Origin of the sequence: Aquimarina callyspongiae (assembly GCF_034322225.1) — a bacterium.
In the GTDB taxonomy this organism is placed as follows: domain Bacteria; phylum Bacteroidota; class Bacteroidia; order Flavobacteriales; family Flavobacteriaceae; genus Aquimarina.
The window spans coordinates 749,412-770,307 of record NZ_JAXLPA010000001.1 but is presented as its reverse complement, the minus strand read 5'-3'; the positions used below and the strand labels follow the sequence as shown (position 1 = coordinate 770,307).

The following is a 20,896-nucleotide window of genomic DNA, read 5'->3' as shown; positions in this document are numbered from 1 at the left end:
TTTCTGCTTTTTTATCAAAAATTCACAGTTAATATCTACTTTAGTTATCCTAACCCCTTATAAAACAGCCTCAAATATGATATAGAAATACTTCTTCACATTTATTATCACACAAATTGAGACTCGGCTTTGTTTAAAGCAAAAATCATAAAAGATTAGGTAAAAAAAATGTATTTTTTTTATCCTTATGTAAACCTATCTTTTATGATTGACTTATAGAAACCCAAAATAAATTAACCAATTATTTGAATTTTATATTCAGGTAAAAAAAACGAAAACACATGTCAAAATTTACTGGTAAACACAATGATCCAAATAAAATGGTCATTGGGATAAGAATCCCATCTGCGCTTTTTTATTTTGTAATGACGGTAATTTTTCTGCTTACTACTAGTTTCACAAACAAGTATGATAGAAATGTAATTAATTCTTCTTTAGATTTAGAAACCGGTTGTCAATTAACAGTCGACGCTGGAGACGATATTTCTCTTTGTGGAGAAGATGAAGTAATACTTACTGCTTCCGTTTCTGGAGCATCCGAATGTACAGATTGTACTGGAGAATTTGAAATAGAGAATACAGATTTATGTAATGATAATCACAGCTATGTAATATGGTTACAAGGAGGAAGGTACTTCTCTAACGTAGATCTGAAATGGAAAGAATTAGGAGATGGCACTGCAACCTTAACAGGAACTGTTTTTGATTATACCCATACACAAACAACCTACGAGGTAGATGTAATTTTCTCTGGTAGAACTGAAAACCCTCCAACAGGGAGCCCAAAAGAACATTGGTGTAATAATGAAGATTCTAATGATTGGGTATATTATCCAGAATTTACAGGAACCGTTACCAGAACAGATGGTTCGTGGTCTTTTGATCTTTCTCGCAAAGGCCCCGCTTTTCAACTTGGAAATGGCGCTAATGTAACTGAAAATATTTTAGGTAAGTATGGAGGATCAGGGTGGTTTGATACTAATAATGATCAGATTACAACAGGAGATTTTAATATCAATATAGGAGATTGTATAACAACTACCACAAGTGAAATTTCATATTTATGGTCAACCGGTGAAACTACTCAGAGTATAACGGTATCTCCTGATGAAACGACTACATATACTGTAACAGTAAACGATTGTGCTAGCTGTGAAGTTTCAGATGATGTTGAAGTGATTGTAAATGATCCAATTGTAGTAGATGCTGGAGAGGATCAGACTATTTGTTTAGGAGAAGAAACAGTACTTACAGCACAAGTTGATGGAGAAGGAGATTGTGAAGAATGTATAGAATATACAGTAGGTAATACAGATTACTGTGCAGGAGATCATAATTTCGTGATCTGGTTAACCAACGAGGATAGAAGTGATCGTAGATGGTACTCTAATGTTGATTTAGTATGGAAAGAAAATAATGATGGTACTGCTACACTAAAAGGAACAGTACTTGATTATACGGTTACTCAAGAAACGTATGAAGTAGATGTAACCTATTCTGGAAGAACAACAACTTCTCCTGATAACGAAAGTCCTAAAGAACATGAGTGTAATCAAGAAGATACTTCAGGATGGGCATATTACCCAGAAATGAATGGTACAATTACAAAAACTGATGGTACGCAAGTATTTACAATTTCAAGAAGAGGTGTTGCTTTTCAGATTGGAAATGGAGCAAATGTTTTTGAAACCGAAGTCGGTAAATCAGGAGCATCTGGATGGTTTGATATAACCGAAGGAGATTTTGCTTATGGCGATATTAATATCAATCTTGGAGATTGTGTTGCTTCACAAAATTCTGGAATAGAGTATTTATGGTCCACAGGAGAAACTACTCAGAGTATTACCGTTTCGCCAACAGAAGATACAGTATATGAGGTTACTGTAACAAGTTGTAACGATTGTGGAGAAACAAAAGATGATGTAACAGTTTTTGTAAATTCAGCTACAGCAGATGCAGGAGAAGATCAGACTATCTGTTTAGGAGAGACTACTACATTAACAGCAGTTGGTGAAGGAACCTATGAATGGTCAACAGGAGAGACTACACAATCTATTGAGGTATCTCCAGACGAGACAACAACATATTCAGTTACTATTACGAATCAGGGATGTATCGCTACAGACGAAGTTGTAGTTAATGTAGGTGTTGCAGAAGCAGATGCAGGAGAAGATCAGACTATTTGTTTAGGAGATGTAATTACACTTACAGTAAGAGGAGGAGTTACATTTGAATGGTCAACCGGAGAGACTACACAATCTATTGAAGTATCACCAGATGAAACAACAACATATACCATTACTGTTACTAATAATGAAGGGTGCACTGCTACAGATGAAGTTGTAGTATTTGTAAACATAGCAACGGCAGATGCAGGAACAGACGTAACGATTACACAAGGAGAGTCTACTACGCTTACTGCTACAGGAGGAGGAACTTATGAATGGTCCACGGGAGAAACGACAGCATCCATAAATGTATCACCAGATGAAACTACAACCTATACAGTTACTGTAACTAGTGAAGAAGGGTGTACAGCAACTGATGATGTTACCGTTTTTGTTGAAGGGTGTTCAGTAATTGCAGATGCAGGTCCGGATCAAACAATATGTATTGTTACAGATGTAGTACCGACAGTTGTAGGCGATGAAAATCAAACTTCTTTAAGATCTAATATGATGGAAGAAGTAACCCTTACAGCTTCTGGAGGAGATACGTACTTGTGGTCAACAGGAGAAACAACTCAATCTATTACTGTATCTCCTACAACAGAGACAACATATACTGTTACAGTTTTTAAAGATGGATGCAGTGATACAGATGATGTTACCGTTTTTGTAACCGAAATACAGGCAAATGCAGGGCAAAGTGTAGAAATTTTGATAGGAGAATCTACTACTTTGACAGCAACAGGAGGTGATACCTATCTGTGGTCCACAGGAGAAACTACTCAAAGTATTGTAGTTTCGCCAGAGGTAGAAACAACATATACTGTTACCGTATTTAAAGGAGAATGTTCTGATACAGATGAGGTTACTGTGTTTGTAAGTTGTATTGGTACAGCTGATGCCGGAGAGGATCAGACTATTTGCCCTGGAAACGAGGCAATACTAACAGCTTCTGATGGTGGAGATTTCTATCAGTGGTCTACAGGAGAATTTACACAATCGATAACGGTTTCTCCGACAGAGACAACAACTTATACGGTAGCGATTGTATCCAATGGATGTGTAGACTCTGATGAAGTTACTGTTTTTGTGCAGAATTGTACTCCAACGGTAACTGCAGGTTCAGTAAAAGTATATCCTACGGTTGTAAAGTCTTCTGATAATTTATCTATTGATCTTCGTTCTTTTACAGAGGAAGATGTAATAATATCAATTCATAGTCTTTCAGGAAAAACAGTTAGCTCAGTAATGAGTAAACCAATTATCGAAGGAAATAATGTGATAACTATAAATAACGGAGTACTGGATCAACTTGCCACAGGAATTTATATTATCAAACTGAAAGGTGAACACTGGGAGAAAACAGAAAAATTTGTCAAGAATTAGATTTTAACCTATTATAAAATTAAAAGCCGGCATGAATTCAAATCTTGTCGGCTTTTTTTCGTAAAAGAATGGCTTCATAACATAAAGGTAAACTCACACTATAATGATAGCTTTTATTTATAACTAAAATAACTTTAAGGATATATTTATTATCAATTTTTGAGGTTTTAATCACACAAAACTTCATTGAAAATGAAAACTTTAAAGAAAACAATACTATGTTCTCTAATCCTTTCGGGTATTTTTAATTCTTGTGATCTGGATGATTATACAGGAGGCGGAGGAGATAATGAACTTACATTTAGTAAAATCGGAGGTTTTACTAATGGAGTTGGAGATGAAGGATTTGCAGAAATTTCTGCTTTTGATCCTGAAACTAACAAACTATTTATTGTAAATGCCAACGATGTAGAATTATCTGTTTGGGATTTATCAGACCCTTCAGTACCTGTAGCAGTTGTGGATATTGCTCTAAACGGAATTCCAAATAGTGTTTCTGTGCATAACGGAATAGTAGCTGTTGCGCTAGAAAATGCTGCAGATAAGCAAGCCGAAGGTACTATCGCTACTTTTGACTCAGATTCTCAGTCGTTGTTAAACACCTATGGAGCTGGTGCTTTGCCGGATATGGTTACATTTAGCCCTAACGGGAAGTATATTGTAGCGGCAAACGAAGGAGAACCAAATGATCTGTATACGAATGATCCAGAAGGATCCATAACCATCATCGAAGTAGCTTCAGGACAAGTTTCCGAAGTAAGTTTCACTAATTTTAATGGTCAAGATATAGGAAATGACTTTAGGGTTTTTGGTCCAGGAGCTTCTTTAGCCCAAGATGTAGAACCAGAATATGTTGCAATTTCTGATGATTCAAGAACTGCCTATGTTACGCTCCAAGAGAATAATGGGATAGCGATAGTTGATTTACAATCTAAAATGATAAGAAATATCGTAGGCCTTGGAGTAAAAGATTATTCGCAAGCCAATAATCAAATTGATGCAAGTGATAAAGATGATATAATTGGTAATTTTCAGAATTGGCCGGTTTTAAGTTATTATCATCCAGATGCTATTACATATGCAAAAATAAGAGGAGCTCGGGTTCTTATAACTGCTAATGAAGGAGATGCAAGAGATTATGATGGATATTCTGAAGAAGAAAGAGTTAAAGATCTTACCCTTGATCCAGAAGCTTTTCCTAATGCAGCAACTTTACAATTAGATGAGAATTTAGGAAGATTAAAAACGACAACAGCAAATGGAGATTTGGATGGTGATGGAGACTATGATGTTATTCATGGATATGGAGCAAGATCATTTTCCATTTGGTCTACAAGTGGGATATTAATATATGATAGTGGAGATCAAATTGGTAAAACTGTTTTTGAATTAGATCCAGGTTCTTTTAATAGCAATGAAGGAAGTGGAGTAGATAAAAGATCTGATGATAAGGGAGCAGAACCAGAGGCTGTTGAAACATTAAAAGTAGGTAGCCGTACACTTTTGTTTGTAGGACTTGAAAGAACAGGAGGGATTATGATATATGATATTTCTAACCCCTTTCAGCCTGTGTTTTTAGAATGGTTAAGAGATGAAAATGATATTTCACCAGAAGGATTAATCGCTGTAAAAGCAGATGATAGCCCTACTGGTAAAGATCTTGTAATAGTTACAAATGAGGTGTCAAATACCATAGCTATTTATGAAATAAGTGATACCAATTAAGATGTACAATATCCTTAAAAAGCTTCCATAAAAAGTTTGCTGTTTTACAGTAACCTAGTTAGCTTAAATTGTTGTTATCTTTGATCAAAGTAATTATTTCACTGACTGACTATCAATTATGAAAAAGTTCAATAGGTCGTTTACAGATCTTTGGGCTTTTTCGTTTTTTACCCACTTCCTTACTCATCTATTTACAATCAGATTAAACTTGTATAGCATAGCTAAAATAAAAAGTCTAATTTTGCACAAATTTTAGAAAAGAGTTCAATGAGTGGTATAGTAGCAATTGTAGGAAGACCTAATGTAGGTAAATCAACTTTTTTTAATCGATTGATAAAGAGAAGAGAGGCTATTGTAGATGCAGTAAGTGGTGTAACCCGTGATAGACATTATGGTAAGAGTGACTGGAATGGAGTAGAGTTTTCACTTATTGATACCGGTGGATATGTAGTAGGAAGTGATGATATTTTTGAAGCAGAAATTGATAAACAAGTAGAATTGGCTATTGACGAAGCAGATGCTATTCTCTTTATGGTAGATGTAGAATCGGGAGTTACTGGAATGGATGAAGAAGTTGCTAATTTACTTCGCAAAGTAGAGAAACCTACTTTTTTAGTTGTAAACAAAGTAGATAATGCTCAAAGAGCTACAGACGCGGTAGAATTTTATTCCTTAGGATTGGGAGAATATTACACCGTAGCAAGTATCAATGGTAGTGGTACAGGAGAGTTATTAGATGCTTTGGTAGAAGCATTGCCAGAAAAAGAAGAAATAGAAGAAACCGAATTACCTCGTTTTGCAGTAGTTGGAAGACCTAATGCAGGTAAATCTTCTTTTATTAATGCATTGATAGGCGAGGATCGCTATATCGTGACCGATATTGCAGGAACTACTCGTGATGCTATAGATACACGTTATAATCGTTTTGGATTCGAATTTAACCTTGTCGATACAGCAGGAATAAGACGTAAATCCAAAGTAAAAGAAGACCTAGAGTTTTACTCTGTAATGAGATCGGTTAGAGCTATTGAGCATAGTGATGTATGTTTGGTAGTAGTAGATGCCACCAGAGGTTTTGATGCACAGGTGCAAAATATTTTTTGGTTGGCAGAACGTAACCGTAAAGGAATCGTGATTTTGGTGAATAAATGGGATCTTGTAGAAAACAAGCAAAGTAATACGATGAAGGATTTTGAAGCCGAAATTCGTAGAGAAATAGAGCCATTTACCGATGTTCCTATTGTGTTTATTTCTGCATTGACCAAACAACGTATTTTTAAAGCTATAGAAACAGCCGTTGAGGTTTATAATAATAGATCCAAAAAGATTAAAACCAGTGTGATGAATGATACCATGCTGCCTATTATTGAAAACAACCCACCGCCAGCTTATAAAGGAAAGTATGTTAAGATAAAATATTGTATGCAGTTACCCACGCCTCAGCCACAGTTTGCGTTTTTCTGTAACTTACCGCAGTATTTAAAAGATCCTTATAAAAGGTTTATTGAAAACCAATTGCGTAAACATTTTGATTTTCATGGGGTTCCTGTAACGGTTTATTTTAGGAAAAAATAATGAGCGTTAACATTCATTAACCCTTTAATCAAAAACAAAATTTTACATTCCCTTTCGAGAAAACAAGATTACCTAAATAATTGAGTTTATTAGGGTAACATTTATATCTGTGTAGACACTAATAGGTATAATAAAAGTAATTTTGTAAGTTTTAATTAACATTCATCAATCAATTTACATGAACTTAAACAGAATCTTCTGGGTGAGCATATGTCTTTTATGCTCTTTTCTTTCTTATGCTCAAAATTATACAATCAAAGGTCAATTATCTGATACAGAAAAATCAACTCCTATAGAGGCAGCAACTGTTTATGCTGAAGCGGTAAAAGACAGTACACTAATTACTTATACAATTTCTGATGCCAAAGGTAATTTTGAATTAATTGCCAATACCGGTCAGAAAAAAATTAAAGTCCTTATTTCATCAGTAGGATATGAATCTTATCAAAAAGAAATTCCTCTTACTGAAAAACAAATAGATTTAGGAACAATAAAACTTGGGTTTAATGTAGAATCTCTTGATGAGGTTGTTGTTAAATCCAGAGCGCCGGTAACCATAAAAAAGGATACATTAGAGTTTAATGTAGCATCATTTAAAACCAAAAAAGATGCAAATGTAGAAGATTTATTAAAAGAATTGCCAGGAGTAGAAGTAGACGAAGATGGAAAAATAAAAATAAATGGTAAAGAAGTAAATAAAGTATTAGTAAATGGGAAACCTTTTTTTGGAGATGATCCTACGATAGCAACAAGAAATTTGACAAAAGATATTGTAGATAAAATCCAGGTTACAGATTCTAAAACAGATGCAGAAGCATTTGCAGGAGAACAAGGAGATAAGAACAATAAAACAATAAACATTACAATTCAGGAAGATAAAAACAAAGGTACATTCGGTCGTATTGCAGCTGGTTTAGGAACAGAAGAACGCTATGAAGGAGCAGGACTAATTAATTTTTTTGATAATGATCAACGGATTAGTGTACTGGCCGGAACCAATAACATTAACTCGCCAGGATTCAGTTTTGGAGAAATACGAAAAATGTTTGGTGGAGGAGGATCTATTTCATTCAATAGTAATGGTGCTTTTACAATCGATGGGAGATCTTTTGGAGGAGGAGAAGGAATTGTGACTTCCAGAAATGTAGGAGCTAATTATGCAGACGATTTTGGTAAAAATATCAGTATTACGGCTAATTACTTTTATGCAGGTAGTGATTCTGATAATGAAAGGTTGAGTGAAAGAGAAAATATTCTGACAGATGGTAGTTTTTTTACGAATGCATCATCTACTTCAGAAAACAAACTTGATAACCATGATGCCAATATTATATTTAACGTAAAAATTGATTCAACATTTTTGATGAATGTCAAACCTTCTTTTAAGGCATTCAAATCAGAAAATAGATTCATTAGTAATGATCAGTCTTTAGATGAAAATCAAACATTAACCAATTCATCTAACCTTAATTCTTTTTCAGAAACCGAAGGGCGAAATTTTAAAAATGATATTGATGTCACAAAGAAGTATGGAAATAGAGGAGCCTTTGTCAAAGCAAGTATAACAAATCAAATAAATAACGGAACATCCAACAAGTTTTTACAATCAACTACCGAAATTTTTGGAGATACTCCCGAAACTATTTCCAGAGATCAAGTAACAGATGGAGAAAATTCGTTCAATAGTTTATCTACAAGTTTTACCTGGAGATATCCTTTAATCTCTAAGAAACTTTTTGCTGATGTTAAATATGGTTATAGAAGAGATGTTAGAGAAAATGTAGAAAACACTTTTGACTTTAATGAACTCACCCAGCAGTACGAAGATTTTAACGATTTGCTTAGTACCGATTTTAAATTTAAAAATATTAGAAAAACTCCAGGGCTTTCTCTTTCGTATAGTGGAGAAAAATTAAATATACGTTTTGGAGGAGGTTATGTATTTAGAACTTTAGAAAATAGTGATAGGTTACGAAATATTGATTTTGAAAAAGATTTTAATGCACTCGAATTAAATGCGAGCCTGGATGCCAACTTTAGTCCTAAGGAATCTGTCTATTTGGGATATAGTAAGAGTAACAGGCCTCCAGAAATTTCACAATTACAACCTTTTCAAGATGTATCGGATCCATTAAACATTGTCACAGGAAACCCTAACCTGGCTCCTTCTAATTCGCATAACCTTTATATGGGATATAATAACTATGATTTTCAGAAAGGATCAGGGTTTTATAGCTATTTTAATGTAAATGTCATCGAAGATAAAGTGGTCCCAAGAACAATAATCGACGAAAACTTAATAAGAAATACAACCTATGATAATGTGGATGGAGATTATAACATCTACGGAAGTTTGTCAAAAAGTAAAAGTTTTAAACTAGATTCACTAAGAAAAATAAAAGTGACAGCAAGTATGTACGGGAGCCTTGATCGTAGGATTAACTTTAATAATGATGTAAAATATGCTTCAAATAGGTTATCCATGTCTCCGGCTGTATTTGTGAGCTTTAAGTGGAAGGGCGTTTTTGATATAAATCCTAACTATCGAATATCTTTTACAAATAACACTTATGATATCGACCTGTTTAATGATAGGGATTTTATTAGCCATTCAGTGGGGATCAGAACAACTACTTATGTGCCAAAACAATTGGAGTGGCGCAATGATATCAGATATAATTATAATCCAGACGTAGCACCTGGATTTCAGCGTAATTCTTGGTTTTGGAATACTACCGTAGCGTATTCATTATTCAAAAAGAAAGCTACTGTAACTCTTAAGGTTTATGATTTACTTAATCAGAATACGAATGCAAAACGTAATGCTACGGATAATTATATAGAAGATATTCAGAGTACTGTTTTAGAGCAATATTTTATGTTAAGTTTTAGTTATAAATTTAATAGCCTGGGTAAAAAAGGAGAAACAGGTGGTGAAATGATGTTTTTTAATTAAGCCCACATTAGAGAGGATATCTAAAAAATTAGTGATTTTTATAATCTGTAACTATCTGGAAATTTGTAGTTTTCTTCTTAAAAATATACAATAGAAAATAAGAGATATTTGATCAGTAATATTTGATGGGATTGGTGAAAAAGAAGAAAACTGATATATAATTACCCACTTTATTGTTCTACGATATTTTTGTTTAAAAAGATATACTATAATATAGAGTTGGCCGTTTTGAGGTATAACTAATTAATGCCACTAACCAGATCTATATTCCATGAGACTTTTTTATGCTCAGGTAATTGCTATACTTATTTTTTCAAGCTCATTTGCTCAAGAAGAGCTATGTAACCAATCTCAAAAACCTGAAGATGAGCCTCCAATAACGCTTCAAGAACTATCAAGTCTTATAAGTACTCCAGGTTTTTATAATGCTGATTACAGGTATTTAGATGATTTAGGGTCAAGAGGAGGTAGGTATTCTGCAGGGTTTATGGATACCTGGTTGGGAGAAACCCAGATTCTATTTCCGTATAATAATTTACCAATACGAGTAAATCTTACTGATACCGAAATTGTAGCCAATGATTCTAATTTTATGTACTGGATGGCATTGGCAATGGGACAAGAATATATGAATGTTGATATGCAATGGATGATTGGGTTTGGTGCAAAAGAAACTTTTTCAGGAACCCCATTTGCAGGTCCACCATTTAATAGTAATGCAGAAGGAGCATATGGTCCGTTTGAAGTAGAATTATTTACAGGTGTAGATAGAGCAATTTCATACCCTCCTTTTTACCCAGAATATGAAACACAACTGGCCAATGCACAAGATATTGCTACGTCGGGGATTGTTCCGCTGGATTTCATGAACGATTACATTGGAGCAGACCCTACAGAATTAACCGAAGCTCCTGTCGTAAATGCCTATATGTTATCGATTACTAATTTTTTTGTAATCTATAACTGGTATAGTTATGCAAGAGATTTATGTTGGCATAAAATTATAGAAGCACCTGCTGATAAGTATTATGGATTAGGAGCAATGGCAGTTACATATAACCTAGGTGTTTTTTCTGCAGATCCTATAGCTAATACAATGTTGCGAGATAATTATGAGGCTACCAGAGATGATCCTGCTGCAAGAGATTTGCTTCCTGAAGGAAATAATTTATATAGAAGACATATTACAGAAGTAATAGAAGCTGTGGTAAATCGTGCAGAAGAAGCTAGTACGGATACTTCGATTCCTTTATGGGATTATCAAATAGATTGGTCAATGATAGAGCGATTCTTTTTAGGAGAAGGAGGAAATGTGAATCAACAAGGACAAGGAGGGCTCTTAAAACATTTTGAAACGGCAGATACTGCAACGAGACAAAATGTGATGAATACACTAGAAGCTGCTTTTGATATTTTAAAAGGGCAAGCACCATCAACAACCGCAAATACGATTAGTTTCAGGTACGATTGGTTGGTTCTGTTAAGAACGGTAAAACAACATTTTTCTAACGAGGCTATTTTTTTAAGGCCAACGGCTGGTGATGGTAACTTGAGAATAAATGCATATTCCAACGTTGGAGGATGTTGCGAAGAAACTCCAGAAATAGAGGTAGATGAAGCGTGTTTAAATGAACCAACTGTTTTTAGAGTAGTTCAGAATGTTGATAGTATTCTTTGGGAAATAAGTGATGATTCAGGAACGGTTATTTTTACCTCTGCCAATACAGAGGATATGTATAGTTTTACTATTGCAGGAGTATATACTATTCAGGCTACTGTTACAATTGGAGGGGTGGTTACGGTATTGTCAAAAGATATTATAATTACAGAAGCTCCCGTTGCTAATACAGTTACAGATTACATTCTTTGTGTTGATGGTGAAGGAGAAGCGATTTTTGATTTAAGTAGTAAAACGCCCGAAATTATCGGAAATCAAACAATCAATGATCTAATTGTTTCTTATCATATTACACAAGAAGATGCGGACGAAAATTTAAATGCAATCGATCCGATAACAACATATATTTTTGAAGGAGATCAACAAGAGATTTTTGCAAGAGTATTTGTGCAGGATAATGAGTGTTATGATACAGTATCTTTTATGCTGATAAAAAATAATGTTGATCCTGATGTCGAAAATCAATATGCCATTTGCACAGGAATAATGGGGTCAGAAGTAGTTATAAACCCCGGTGTTTTTGATTCATATAGTTGGAGAAATGAAGATACTGGTTTGATATTCTCGACAGTTCAGGAAGTAACTATAACAGAAACTGGTAATTATAGTGTTTCGGTAACAAGAGAATTAATGGGAGTAATCTGTACGGTCACAGAAATGTTTGAAATTGTACCGGCCGATGCAGAATCTTTTGAAGTGCAAGCAGTATTTGAAGGAATGGATATTGTGGTGACTGTAGAAGGAAATAATGGAAGTTTAGAATATGCGTTAGATAATATAGAAGGACCTTACCAAAGCTCTCCTCGTTTTGAGAATGTAGCATCAGGATCTCATACTGTATATGTAAGAACGCTTAATGGATGTGTTTTTGGTATTGAGGTGATTGCAAACCCAAATCCTTCAGACGAATTGGTTATTCCCAAATATTTCACACCAAATGGGGATAGTTTTCACGATACCTGGGCAGTGTTGGATCCGTCTAATATTCTAGGAACTGATTCCAGGATTTTTATTTTTGATAGATTCGGAAAACTATTAAAACAATTAGTTCCTGGAGGTACAGGGTGGAATGGAATTTATAATGGAAGACAAATGCCTTCATCAGAATATTGGTTTAAAATAGAATATATTCAGAATAACGGGCCTAAAAGAATAAGTGGGCATTTCTCGTTGATACGATAGTAGGGTTTTTAAAAGCAGTTTACCAGCTTCCACCAGCGCCGCCTCCGCCAAATCCACCACCGCCGAAGCCTCCACCAAATCCACCACCGCCAAATCCACCGCTGCTAGAACTGCCGCCAAATCCACCTCGTCCCATATTGCTGAGAATGATAGTATCAAGTAAGCTACCGCTACCGGATCGGTTACCACGATTTCCTTTTCCATTGCCATGGTTACTCTTACTAAAGGCAAGGATTATGATTATAAAAATGATAAATAAGAGAATGAATTGACCTATAGGAGCATTGTTATTGCTTTTTTTACGATTTCCTTTAAAAGTACCAGCAAGAACTTCAAAAATAGCCGTAGTTCCTTTATCTAAACCACGATAGAAATTACCTTTTTTAAATTCTGGGGTAATGATCTGATCAATAATGGTCTTAGAAGTAAAGTCAGTAAGTTTTTCTTCAACTCCATAGCCGGTTGCAATCCAGATCTTTCGATCGTTTTTAGCAACTAATATAAAAACACCGTTGTCTTCTTTTTTTTGACCAATCCCCCATTTATGAGCCCATTCAGCTGCATATAAACCAATATTTTCACCTTGCAATGAATTAATGGTTGCAATCACAATTTGAGTAGAAGTAGTATCAGAATATTTAATAAGTTTATTTTCTAATCGTTTAGCTTCTGTACCCGAAAGCATTGCAGCAATATCGTATACAGCTGTTTGATCACTCGGTTTTGGAGGGATTTTTCTTTGCGAATAAACAGATCTTGAAAATACTCCGGAAGCTAAAAAAAGAAGTGTTATGCAAACTTTAAAATACTTCATTGCCCTTTTGATATTTCGTCAGGAAGTTCATTAATATCACCTTGTTCCCAAGGAAAATGTTGTTGCAATTGTTTTCCTGCAAGAAGAACACCATCAATTAATCCTTGAGTAAAATTTCCTGTTTTAAAATGAGTTAGTATAACATCTTTAGTACTGTTCCAGAAATTGTCAGGAACAGCTTCATTAATTCCTTGATCACCATAGATAGCAAAAATGCGATCCTCTACAGCAACATAAATCAAGACACCGTTTCTTTGAGCAGTATTATCCATCTTTAAAGAATGAAATACTTTTTCAGCTCTTTCTAAAACATCAAGATCGGTATGTTTTTCCAGGTGAACACGAATCTCTCCAGAGGTTGCCTTTTCAGCTTGTCGGATTGCAGCAATTATTTGTTGCTCTTGATCGGCGGTTAGAAAATCTTCTACTTTAGACATTATTTAAAATCAAAATCTACATCTGGCGCTTTTTCAGTACCTTCTTCTGCTTCAAATCTTGTCATTTTTTCAAAATCTCCAAACATACCTAGTACAATATTGTTCGGAAATACTCTAAGATATTTGTTGTATAATCCAACCTGTTCGTTGTATCTATTGCGCTCGACATTAATTCTGTTTTCAGTGCCTTCAAGTTGTGTTTGTAGATTTAAGAAGTTTTGATTGGCTTTTAAATCCGGATAACGCTCTACGGTAACCAGTAATCTGGATAAGGCAGAAGTCAAACCGCTTTGTGCTTGCTGAAATTGTGCTATTTGATCAGGAGTAATATTGCTAGGGTCTATATTAATAGAAGTAGCTTTAGAACGCGCATCAATAACTTCTTTTAAAGTAGTTCTTTCAAAATCTGCCGCTCCTTGTACAGTTTTCACAAGGTTTCCGATCAAATCACTACGTCTCTGGTAAGCACTTTCTACATTAGACCAGGCAGTAATAGTATCTTCTTGAAGAGTGATTGCATTGTTATATTTGCCGGCGAATAACCAATAAAAAATACCAATAATAACGACAAGTACGAGAATCGGAATTAATACTTTTTTCATATTTAAATATATTATTTGCCTAGTTAATAGGTTTAAAGTTGTTCTTTGATTTTAAGTAATTGCCCTTTGATAGATTCTAGCTTACGGATAATATCAAAACTATCGAGAGCTTCCTGTTTTTGTTCTTTAAGATGAATTTTAGCTCCTTCCAGAGTAAATCCACGCTCTTTTACCAGGTGATAAATAAGTTCAAGATTTTTGATGTCTTCTGGAGTGAACTTTCGATTGCCTTTAGCGTTCTTTTTAGGTTTTAAAATATCAAACTCTTTTTCCCAAAATCTGATTAAAGAAGTATTTACATCAAATGCATCAGCTACTTCGCCAATCCCGTAATACATTTTTTTAGGTAAGTCTACATACATAGCTAATTGTTTTGTTGTGTAAAACTTCCGTCTTCTTCAAAAATTAGATTGCTTTCAGGAAAATCTTCCTGGGTTAATCTTTTAATTTCTTTTAATGCTCCCTTTTTCTTATCTATAAAAGGGTATATTTCATCAATTTGTTTGGCAGAATGCAATTTCCCTCTTATAAAATTACCTTTAGTATCAATTTCTACTTCGGCAATCGGGGCATATCCTTTTACTCCATCCAGATTAAATCTGGAATAAGTACAAAAATTACCTAAGCTATAGGCTATGAATTTATTATTGTATACTTCAAAAGCTCTTGATACGTGAGGTCCGTGTCCTAAAATAATGTCTGCACCTGCATCGATCATTGTATGAGCAAAAAGGTACACATTCCCACGATCTTCGCCATAAAAACGTTCTGTTTTTCTGGGTACGTGAGTGTACTTAAAGCCTTCTGCTCCACCATGAAAAGAAACAATCACAATATCTACTTTTTGTTTAAGTTCGGCAACGATTTTTTTTGCTTTGGTTAAGTTATGAATTTTTACGCAATCTTTATTGGGGGCAAAAGCACAAAAACCGTACGTGATTCCGTCTTTTTCAAAAATAGTAGACTCTTGTGCAAATACGCCGGCATATGCAATGTTATGTTTTTCTAGCGTTTTGCTTGTGTTTTTAATACCGATTGCACCAAAATCTCCTATGTGATTATTAGCGATACTCATAACATCAAAACCAGTTTCTTCTAGGTATTTTCCAAAGGACTCTGGAGAACGAAAAGAATAACATTTAGAAGGATCAGAGCATCTTTTAGCATTTTCACCTTCATCAGTCAGGGTGCCTTCTAAGTTTCCGAATAGAATGTCTGCTTGCGTTAAAATAGAATTAACATCGTCAAAAGGGCCTTTTCCGTCAGGAGGCATATAGCCTTCATTAGGAAAATTAGTACCCATCATAATATCTCCAACAGCCATAACCTTGATACTTTCAGGTTTTGCTAATTTTTGTAATTGAGTTTGATGACTTTCTACGATGATATTCATCGAATCCAACACTTCTTTTGAATATTTTTGAGCGTGAATCAAGAAACCAAAACCAAAAAAGATAACAAAAAGGATTGCTTTGCGCATTGGTATCTAGTCTAAGGTTTCATTAATTAGGTTAGAGGCTTTAAGCATTTCGTTAAACTCCTCAGAGGTTAAACTTCCGTAGTAAAAATTACGAGGATTAATACGCTCACCATCTTTAAATATTTCATAATGAAGGTGAGGGGCAACAGATCTTCCTGTGCTTCCTACATATCCTATAACATCTCCACGGCTTACTTTTTGACCTTTTTTTACATTGTATTTGTTCAAATGAGCATATAAACTAACATAGTTAAAACCGTGATCGATTCTTATGTGTTTTCCATATCCGGTAGAATTGGCATCTGCACGGGTTACAATACCATTTCCTGATGCGTAGATAGGAGTTCCTGTAGCAGCAGAAAAATCCATACCATAATGAAATTTTCTAGCTTTTGTAAAAGGATCACTTCTCCATCCATAACCGGAAGCCATTCTCTTTAAATCTGAATTTTGAATAGGTTGAATAGCAGGAATAGTCGCCAATAATTCTTCTTTTTTTTCTGCTAACGAAGCAATTTCATCAAGAGATTTTGATTGAACTACAATCTGCTTAGTCAATTTATCAATACGTTCACTACTACTTACAATGATTTCAGAATTATCAAAACCTTCAAGTGCTTTATATCTGTTTACTCCTCCAAAACCAGCATTACGTAATTCTTCAGGAATAGGTTTAGCTCCAAAATAAAGACGATATATATTATCATCTCGTTGGGCAATCTCTTTAAGAATAGTCTCATCTCGCTCCAATCTTTTGTTCATAAGATCATATTGAAGCTGCATATTTTCTAACTCTCTTTTATAAGCTTTCTCCTTAGGAGTCTCTAATCCAGGGATATTAATGTATGCGACTAGCAAAACAAACCCTGCTAAAAAGACACCAATTACAATTAAAGATATAAGACCCGCTAAACGTCCTTTTTTGCGTTCAATTTTGCGGTAAGAAAGTGTATCACTATCGTAGTAATATTTAACCTTTGACATAATCTAAAATATACTATTTTTGCAGGATGTTAGCCGATAAAGGCATATAACAATTGCTTTGACTGCAACAAATATAGTAAAATGTTGCAAAGTGTAGAAAAAACTGACAGACATCAATAAGTTCTTTTACTTTTGAAGTGTCACTTAAAATTCTATTAATAAATAAGTTGAAAGCTGTTTTGTTTAAAAAAGTACAATAATTTAGAATTCATGAAATCCCAAGAAATTAGAAACCAGTTTTTAGAGTTTTTTAAAACAAAAAAACATAGCATAGTAGCGTCAGCGCCAATGGTGATCAAGGATGACCCAACTTTGATGTTTACAAATGCAGGAATGAACCAGTTTAAAGAATTCTTTTTAGGTAATGGGATTCCCAAAAGTAATAGGATATCTGATACGCAGAAATGCTTGCGTGTGAGTGGTAAACATAATGACCTCGAAGAGGTAGGAATGGATACATATCACCATACAATGTTTGAAATGTTGGGGAATTGGAGTTTTGGAGATTATTTTAAGAAAGAAGCAATTCACTGGGCTTGGGAACTATTAACAGATGTGTATGGTATCGATAAGGATATGTTATATGTTTCTGTTTTTGAAGGAGCAAAAGATGAAAATCTTGAAATGGACCAAGAAGCTTATGATCTTTGGAAAGCAATTGTACCCGAAGATCGTATCATCATGGGAGATAAAAAAGATAATTTCTGGGAGATGGGAGATCAGGGGCCTTGTGGACCTTGTTCAGAAATTCACGTTGATATTCGATCTGAAGAAGAAAAAGCTAAAATACCTGGAAGAGACCTTGTTAATGCAGATCACCCACAAGTAGTAGAGATATGGAACCTGGTTTTTATGCAGTTTAATAGAAAAGCTGATAGGTCTTTAGAAAAACTTCCTGCACAACATGTGGATACCGGGATGGGATTTGAGCGATTATGTATGGTTCTCCAAGGAGTAAAGTCTAATTATGATACAGATGTATTTACTCCATTGATCCGTGAGATAGAAACGATAACCAATTCGACTTATGATAAGAATAGTTTGCCTACTGATGAAGATGGTAAGGTAAGTGTTGCAATTCGTGTAATAGCTGATCACGTGAGGGCAGTGGCATTTTCGATTGCAGATGGGCAATTACCAAGTAATACTGGTGCAGGATATGTGATCAGAAGAATTTTACGTAGAGCTATTCGATATGGTTTTACATTTTTAAATACCAAACAACCTTTTATCTATCAATTGGTAGAGACTTTAAGTAAACAGATGAGTAAAGCTTTTCCAGAATTAAAAGCTCAAAAAAATCTGATTGTTAATGTGATTAGAGAAGAAGAACAATCTTTCTTAAGAACGTTGGACCAAGGTCTACTATTATTAGATACGGTAATTAAAAACACTAATGGAAAAGTGGTTTCTGGAGAGAAAGCATTTGAATTATACGATACTTATGGTTTTCCAAAAGATTTAACAGCTTTAATTCTTAGTGAACAAGGGTATAGTTATGATGAAAAGGGATTTGAAGCAGAACTAAAAAAACAAAAAGATAGATCACGAGCAGCATCTCAGGTTTCTACAGGAGATTGGGAGATTTTAATTGATAGTTCTGAAGAAGAATTTATAGGATATGATCATCTTTCTGCAAAAGTAAAGGTTACTCGATATCGCAAAGTTAATAGTAAAAAAGACGGAGAGTTATATCAGTTAGTTTTTGATAAAACACCTTTTTATCCAGAAGGTGGGGGTCAGGTAGGTGATAAAGGATATCTTGAGGTACCTAATGGAGATGTAGTATATATCATAGATACTAAAAAGGAAAATAACCTAATCATTCATTTTGCTAAAAATTTACCAAAACATATTGATGAAACATTAACAGCAGTAGTGGATGCTAAACAACGTTCCAGAACAGCATCTAATCACTCAGCAACACATTTGTTACATCAGGCATTACGAACTATATTAGGTACTCATGTAGAACAAAAAGGATCTATGGTGCATAGTGGTAATTTGCGTTTTGATTTTTCTCACTTTTCAAAAGTTACCAATGAAGAGTTAAAAGAAGTTGAGAACTTTGTGAATGCCAGAATACGTGAAAACTTACCGCTAGAAGAGTTTAGAAGTATATCATATGATCAAGCAATAGCTGATGGTGCGATCGCATTATTTGGAGAAAAATATGGAGATTCTGTAAGAGCGATACGATTTGGAGAATCTATGGAGCTGTGTGGAGGAATCCATGTTAAGAATACTAGAAGTATATGGCATTTTAAAATTACATCAGAAAGTGCAATAGCTGCTGGAATACGACGTATTGAAGCTATTACTTGTGATGCAGCAAAGGATTATTTTACTACCCAGTCTGAAGCATATAACCAGGTTAAATCTGTACTAAAGAATGTAAAAGATCCGATTAAGGCTATAACATCTTTGCAAGATGAAAATACAAGTCTCAAAAAACAGATCGAAGTGTTATTAAAGGATAAGGCTAAAAACTTAAAATCAGAACTTAAATCTGAGTTTGAAAATATTAACGGTGTTCAGTTTTTGGCTAAAAAAGTAGATCTGGATGCTTCTGGGATTAAAGATTTATCATTCGAGCTAGGAGGAGAACTAGAAAATGTAGTAGCTTTATTTGGTTCAGAACAGAACGGAAAAGCTTTATTGTCGTGTTATATATCTAAGAATTTAGTTGCAGAAAAAGAGCTAAATGCAGGGCAAATAGTTCGAGAATTAGGTAAGTATATCCAAGGAGGAGGAGGAGGACAACCTTTCTTCGCAACTGCAGGAGGGAAAAATCCAGCAGGTATTGAAGAAGCCTTGGCCAATGCAAAACAATATCTTGATTAAGAATCATTAATAAAAATATCATACCTGTCTTCTTTTAGTTATTAAGAAAAGAAGGCAGGATGAAAGAGTAGTATGAATTTACAAACTAAAATACCTCTACAGTCTCAAGAACCCAAAATCAATTATGATTCAGAGGTTTTATTACTAGGTTCTTGCTTTGCTGAGCATATAGGAGGTAAGTTTGATTATTATAAATTCAAGAATCTTACAAATCCGTTTGGTATTCTATTTCACCCTAAAGCCATTGAGACTTTTTTGTGGATGACTACGCAAAGAGAAAAATATACAGATACTGATCTGTTTTATCACAATGAGCAATGGCATTGCTTTGATGCGCACTCTAGAATGAGTAACCCGGATCAATTTAAGTTATGTCAGAACCTTAATAGAGCATTAGAATTCACTTTTAATAAAATTCAATCAGCCACGCATGTATGTATAACATTGGGTACTGCATGGGTGTATCGCCTTAAGGCATTAGATATGGTGGTTGCCAATTGCCATAAAATTCCGCAAAAAGAGTTTGAAAAAGAACTGTTGTCAGTAGATGAAGTGGTTCAGTGCCTTCATAATAGTGTTGGATTAATTAAAAGCCTTAATCCATCAGTTAAGGTTATTTTTACGGTTTCTCCGGTTCGCCATATCAAAGATGGTTTTGTAGAGAATAACCGAAGTAAATCTCATCTCCTTGCAGCGGTTCATCAGACAATAGAAACCATGCGAAACACTGTTTATTTTCCATCGTATGAAATAATGATGGATGAATTAAGAGAATATCGATTTTATAATACAGATATGATTCATCCTAACGGAATAGCGATTGAATATATTTGGGAACGCTTTTCTGCAATTTGGATAGCTGAAGAGGCTAAGAAGACTATGATGAGAGTTGAAGAAATCCAGAGAGGACTAAGACATCGTCCTTTTAACCCAAATAGCAAACAACATCTTACCTTTCTTCAAAATCTAGAAGAAAAAAAACATCGACTTCAATCAATGTATTCTTTTATTCAGTTTTAAAATATTTTTAATTTTCTGTTTACCTTTTTGTTATACTCTACACTA

13 protein-coding genes are annotated in these 20,896 nt (G+C 34.5%); 7 read left to right on the top strand and 6 right to left on the bottom strand.

Annotated elements, in window-relative coordinates; translation table 11 throughout:
• Nucleotides 1–281 precede the first annotated feature (281 nt).
• The 5 genes from U0D62_RS03265 (at nucleotide 282) to U0D62_RS03245 (ending at nucleotide 12,670) form a co-directional block, all read left to right on the top strand.
• A complete protein-coding gene (locus U0D62_RS03265) occupies nucleotides 282–3,554 on the top strand; it encodes a T9SS type A sorting domain-containing protein (protein ID WP_322193870.1) in 3,273 nt (1,090 codons plus the stop codon).
• A 192-nt stretch (nucleotides 3,555–3,746) separates the two neighbouring features.
• The gene (locus U0D62_RS03260) at nucleotides 3,747–5,279 is read left to right on the top strand and encodes a choice-of-anchor I family protein (RefSeq protein ID WP_322193869.1); all 1,533 of its coding nucleotides are present in this window, start codon (nucleotides 3,747–3,749) and stop codon (nucleotides 5,277–5,279) included.
• A 267-nt stretch (nucleotides 5,280–5,546) separates the two neighbouring features.
• Nucleotides 5,547–6,854, top strand: a complete 1,308-nt coding sequence (gene der / locus U0D62_RS03255) for a ribosome biogenesis GTPase Der (RefSeq protein WP_322193868.1) — start codon at nucleotides 5,547–5,549, stop codon at nucleotides 6,852–6,854.
• Between the two features lie 178 nt (nucleotides 6,855–7,032).
• Complete coding sequence (locus U0D62_RS03250; protein WP_322193867.1) at nucleotides 7,033–9,810, top strand: outer membrane beta-barrel protein; 2,778 nt, start codon at nucleotides 7,033–7,035, stop codon at nucleotides 9,808–9,810.
• 271 nt (nucleotides 9,811–10,081) lie between these two features.
• On the top strand, nucleotides 10,082–12,670 hold the full coding sequence (locus tag U0D62_RS03245) for a T9SS type B sorting domain-containing protein (RefSeq protein WP_322193866.1): 2,589 nt from the start codon (nucleotides 10,082–10,084) through the stop codon (nucleotides 12,668–12,670).
• Nucleotides 12,671–12,689: 19 nt separating this feature from the next.
• Here the strand turns inward: U0D62_RS03245 and U0D62_RS03240 are convergent, their stop codons facing one another.
• From U0D62_RS03240 to U0D62_RS03215, 6 genes are read right to left on the bottom strand one after another with little or no spacing between them, the layout of a single operon-like run.
• Nucleotides 12,690–13,484, bottom strand: coding sequence for a TPM domain-containing protein (locus U0D62_RS03240; protein WP_322193865.1), 795 nt, complete (start codon nucleotides 13,482–13,484; stop codon nucleotides 12,690–12,692).
• Nucleotides 13,481–13,921, bottom strand: a complete 441-nt coding sequence (locus U0D62_RS03235) for a TPM domain-containing protein (RefSeq protein WP_322193864.1) — start codon at nucleotides 13,919–13,921, stop codon at nucleotides 13,481–13,483. The genes U0D62_RS03240 and U0D62_RS03235 overlap by 4 nt, the downstream gene beginning before the upstream one ends.
• Nucleotides 13,921–14,523, bottom strand: coding sequence for a LemA family protein (locus tag U0D62_RS03230; protein ID WP_322193862.1), 603 nt, complete (start codon nucleotides 14,521–14,523; stop codon nucleotides 13,921–13,923). The genes U0D62_RS03235 and U0D62_RS03230 overlap by 1 nt, the downstream gene beginning before the upstream one ends.
• Before the next feature lie 32 nt (nucleotides 14,524–14,555).
• A complete protein-coding gene (locus tag U0D62_RS03225) occupies nucleotides 14,556–14,885 on the bottom strand; it encodes a MerR family transcriptional regulator (RefSeq protein WP_322193861.1) in 330 nt (109 codons plus the stop codon).
• A 2-nt stretch (nucleotides 14,886–14,887) separates the two neighbouring features.
• Entirely contained in the window at nucleotides 14,888–16,003 is a 1,116-nt protein-coding gene (locus U0D62_RS03220) for a CapA family protein (RefSeq protein WP_322193859.1), read from the bottom strand.
• 6 nt (nucleotides 16,004–16,009) lie between these two features.
• Nucleotides 16,010–16,987 carry a M23 family metallopeptidase gene (locus tag U0D62_RS03215; RefSeq protein ID WP_322193858.1) on the bottom strand — a complete coding sequence of 326 codons (978 nt, stop codon included), beginning with the start codon at nucleotides 16,985–16,987 and terminating at the stop codon, nucleotides 16,010–16,012.
• Nucleotides 16,988–17,197: 210 nt separating this feature from the next.
• Here U0D62_RS03215 and alaS point away from each other — a divergent pair, with 210 nt between their 5' ends.
• Entirely contained in the window at nucleotides 17,198–19,831 is a 2,634-nt protein-coding gene (alaS, locus tag U0D62_RS03210) for an alanine--tRNA ligase (RefSeq protein ID WP_322193857.1), read from the top strand.
• Nucleotides 19,832–19,903: 72 nt separating this feature from the next.
• Entirely contained in the window at nucleotides 19,904–20,851 is a 948-nt protein-coding gene (locus U0D62_RS03205; protein WP_322193856.1) for a GSCFA domain-containing protein, read from the top strand.
• Nucleotides 20,852–20,896: the final 45 nt, after the last annotated feature.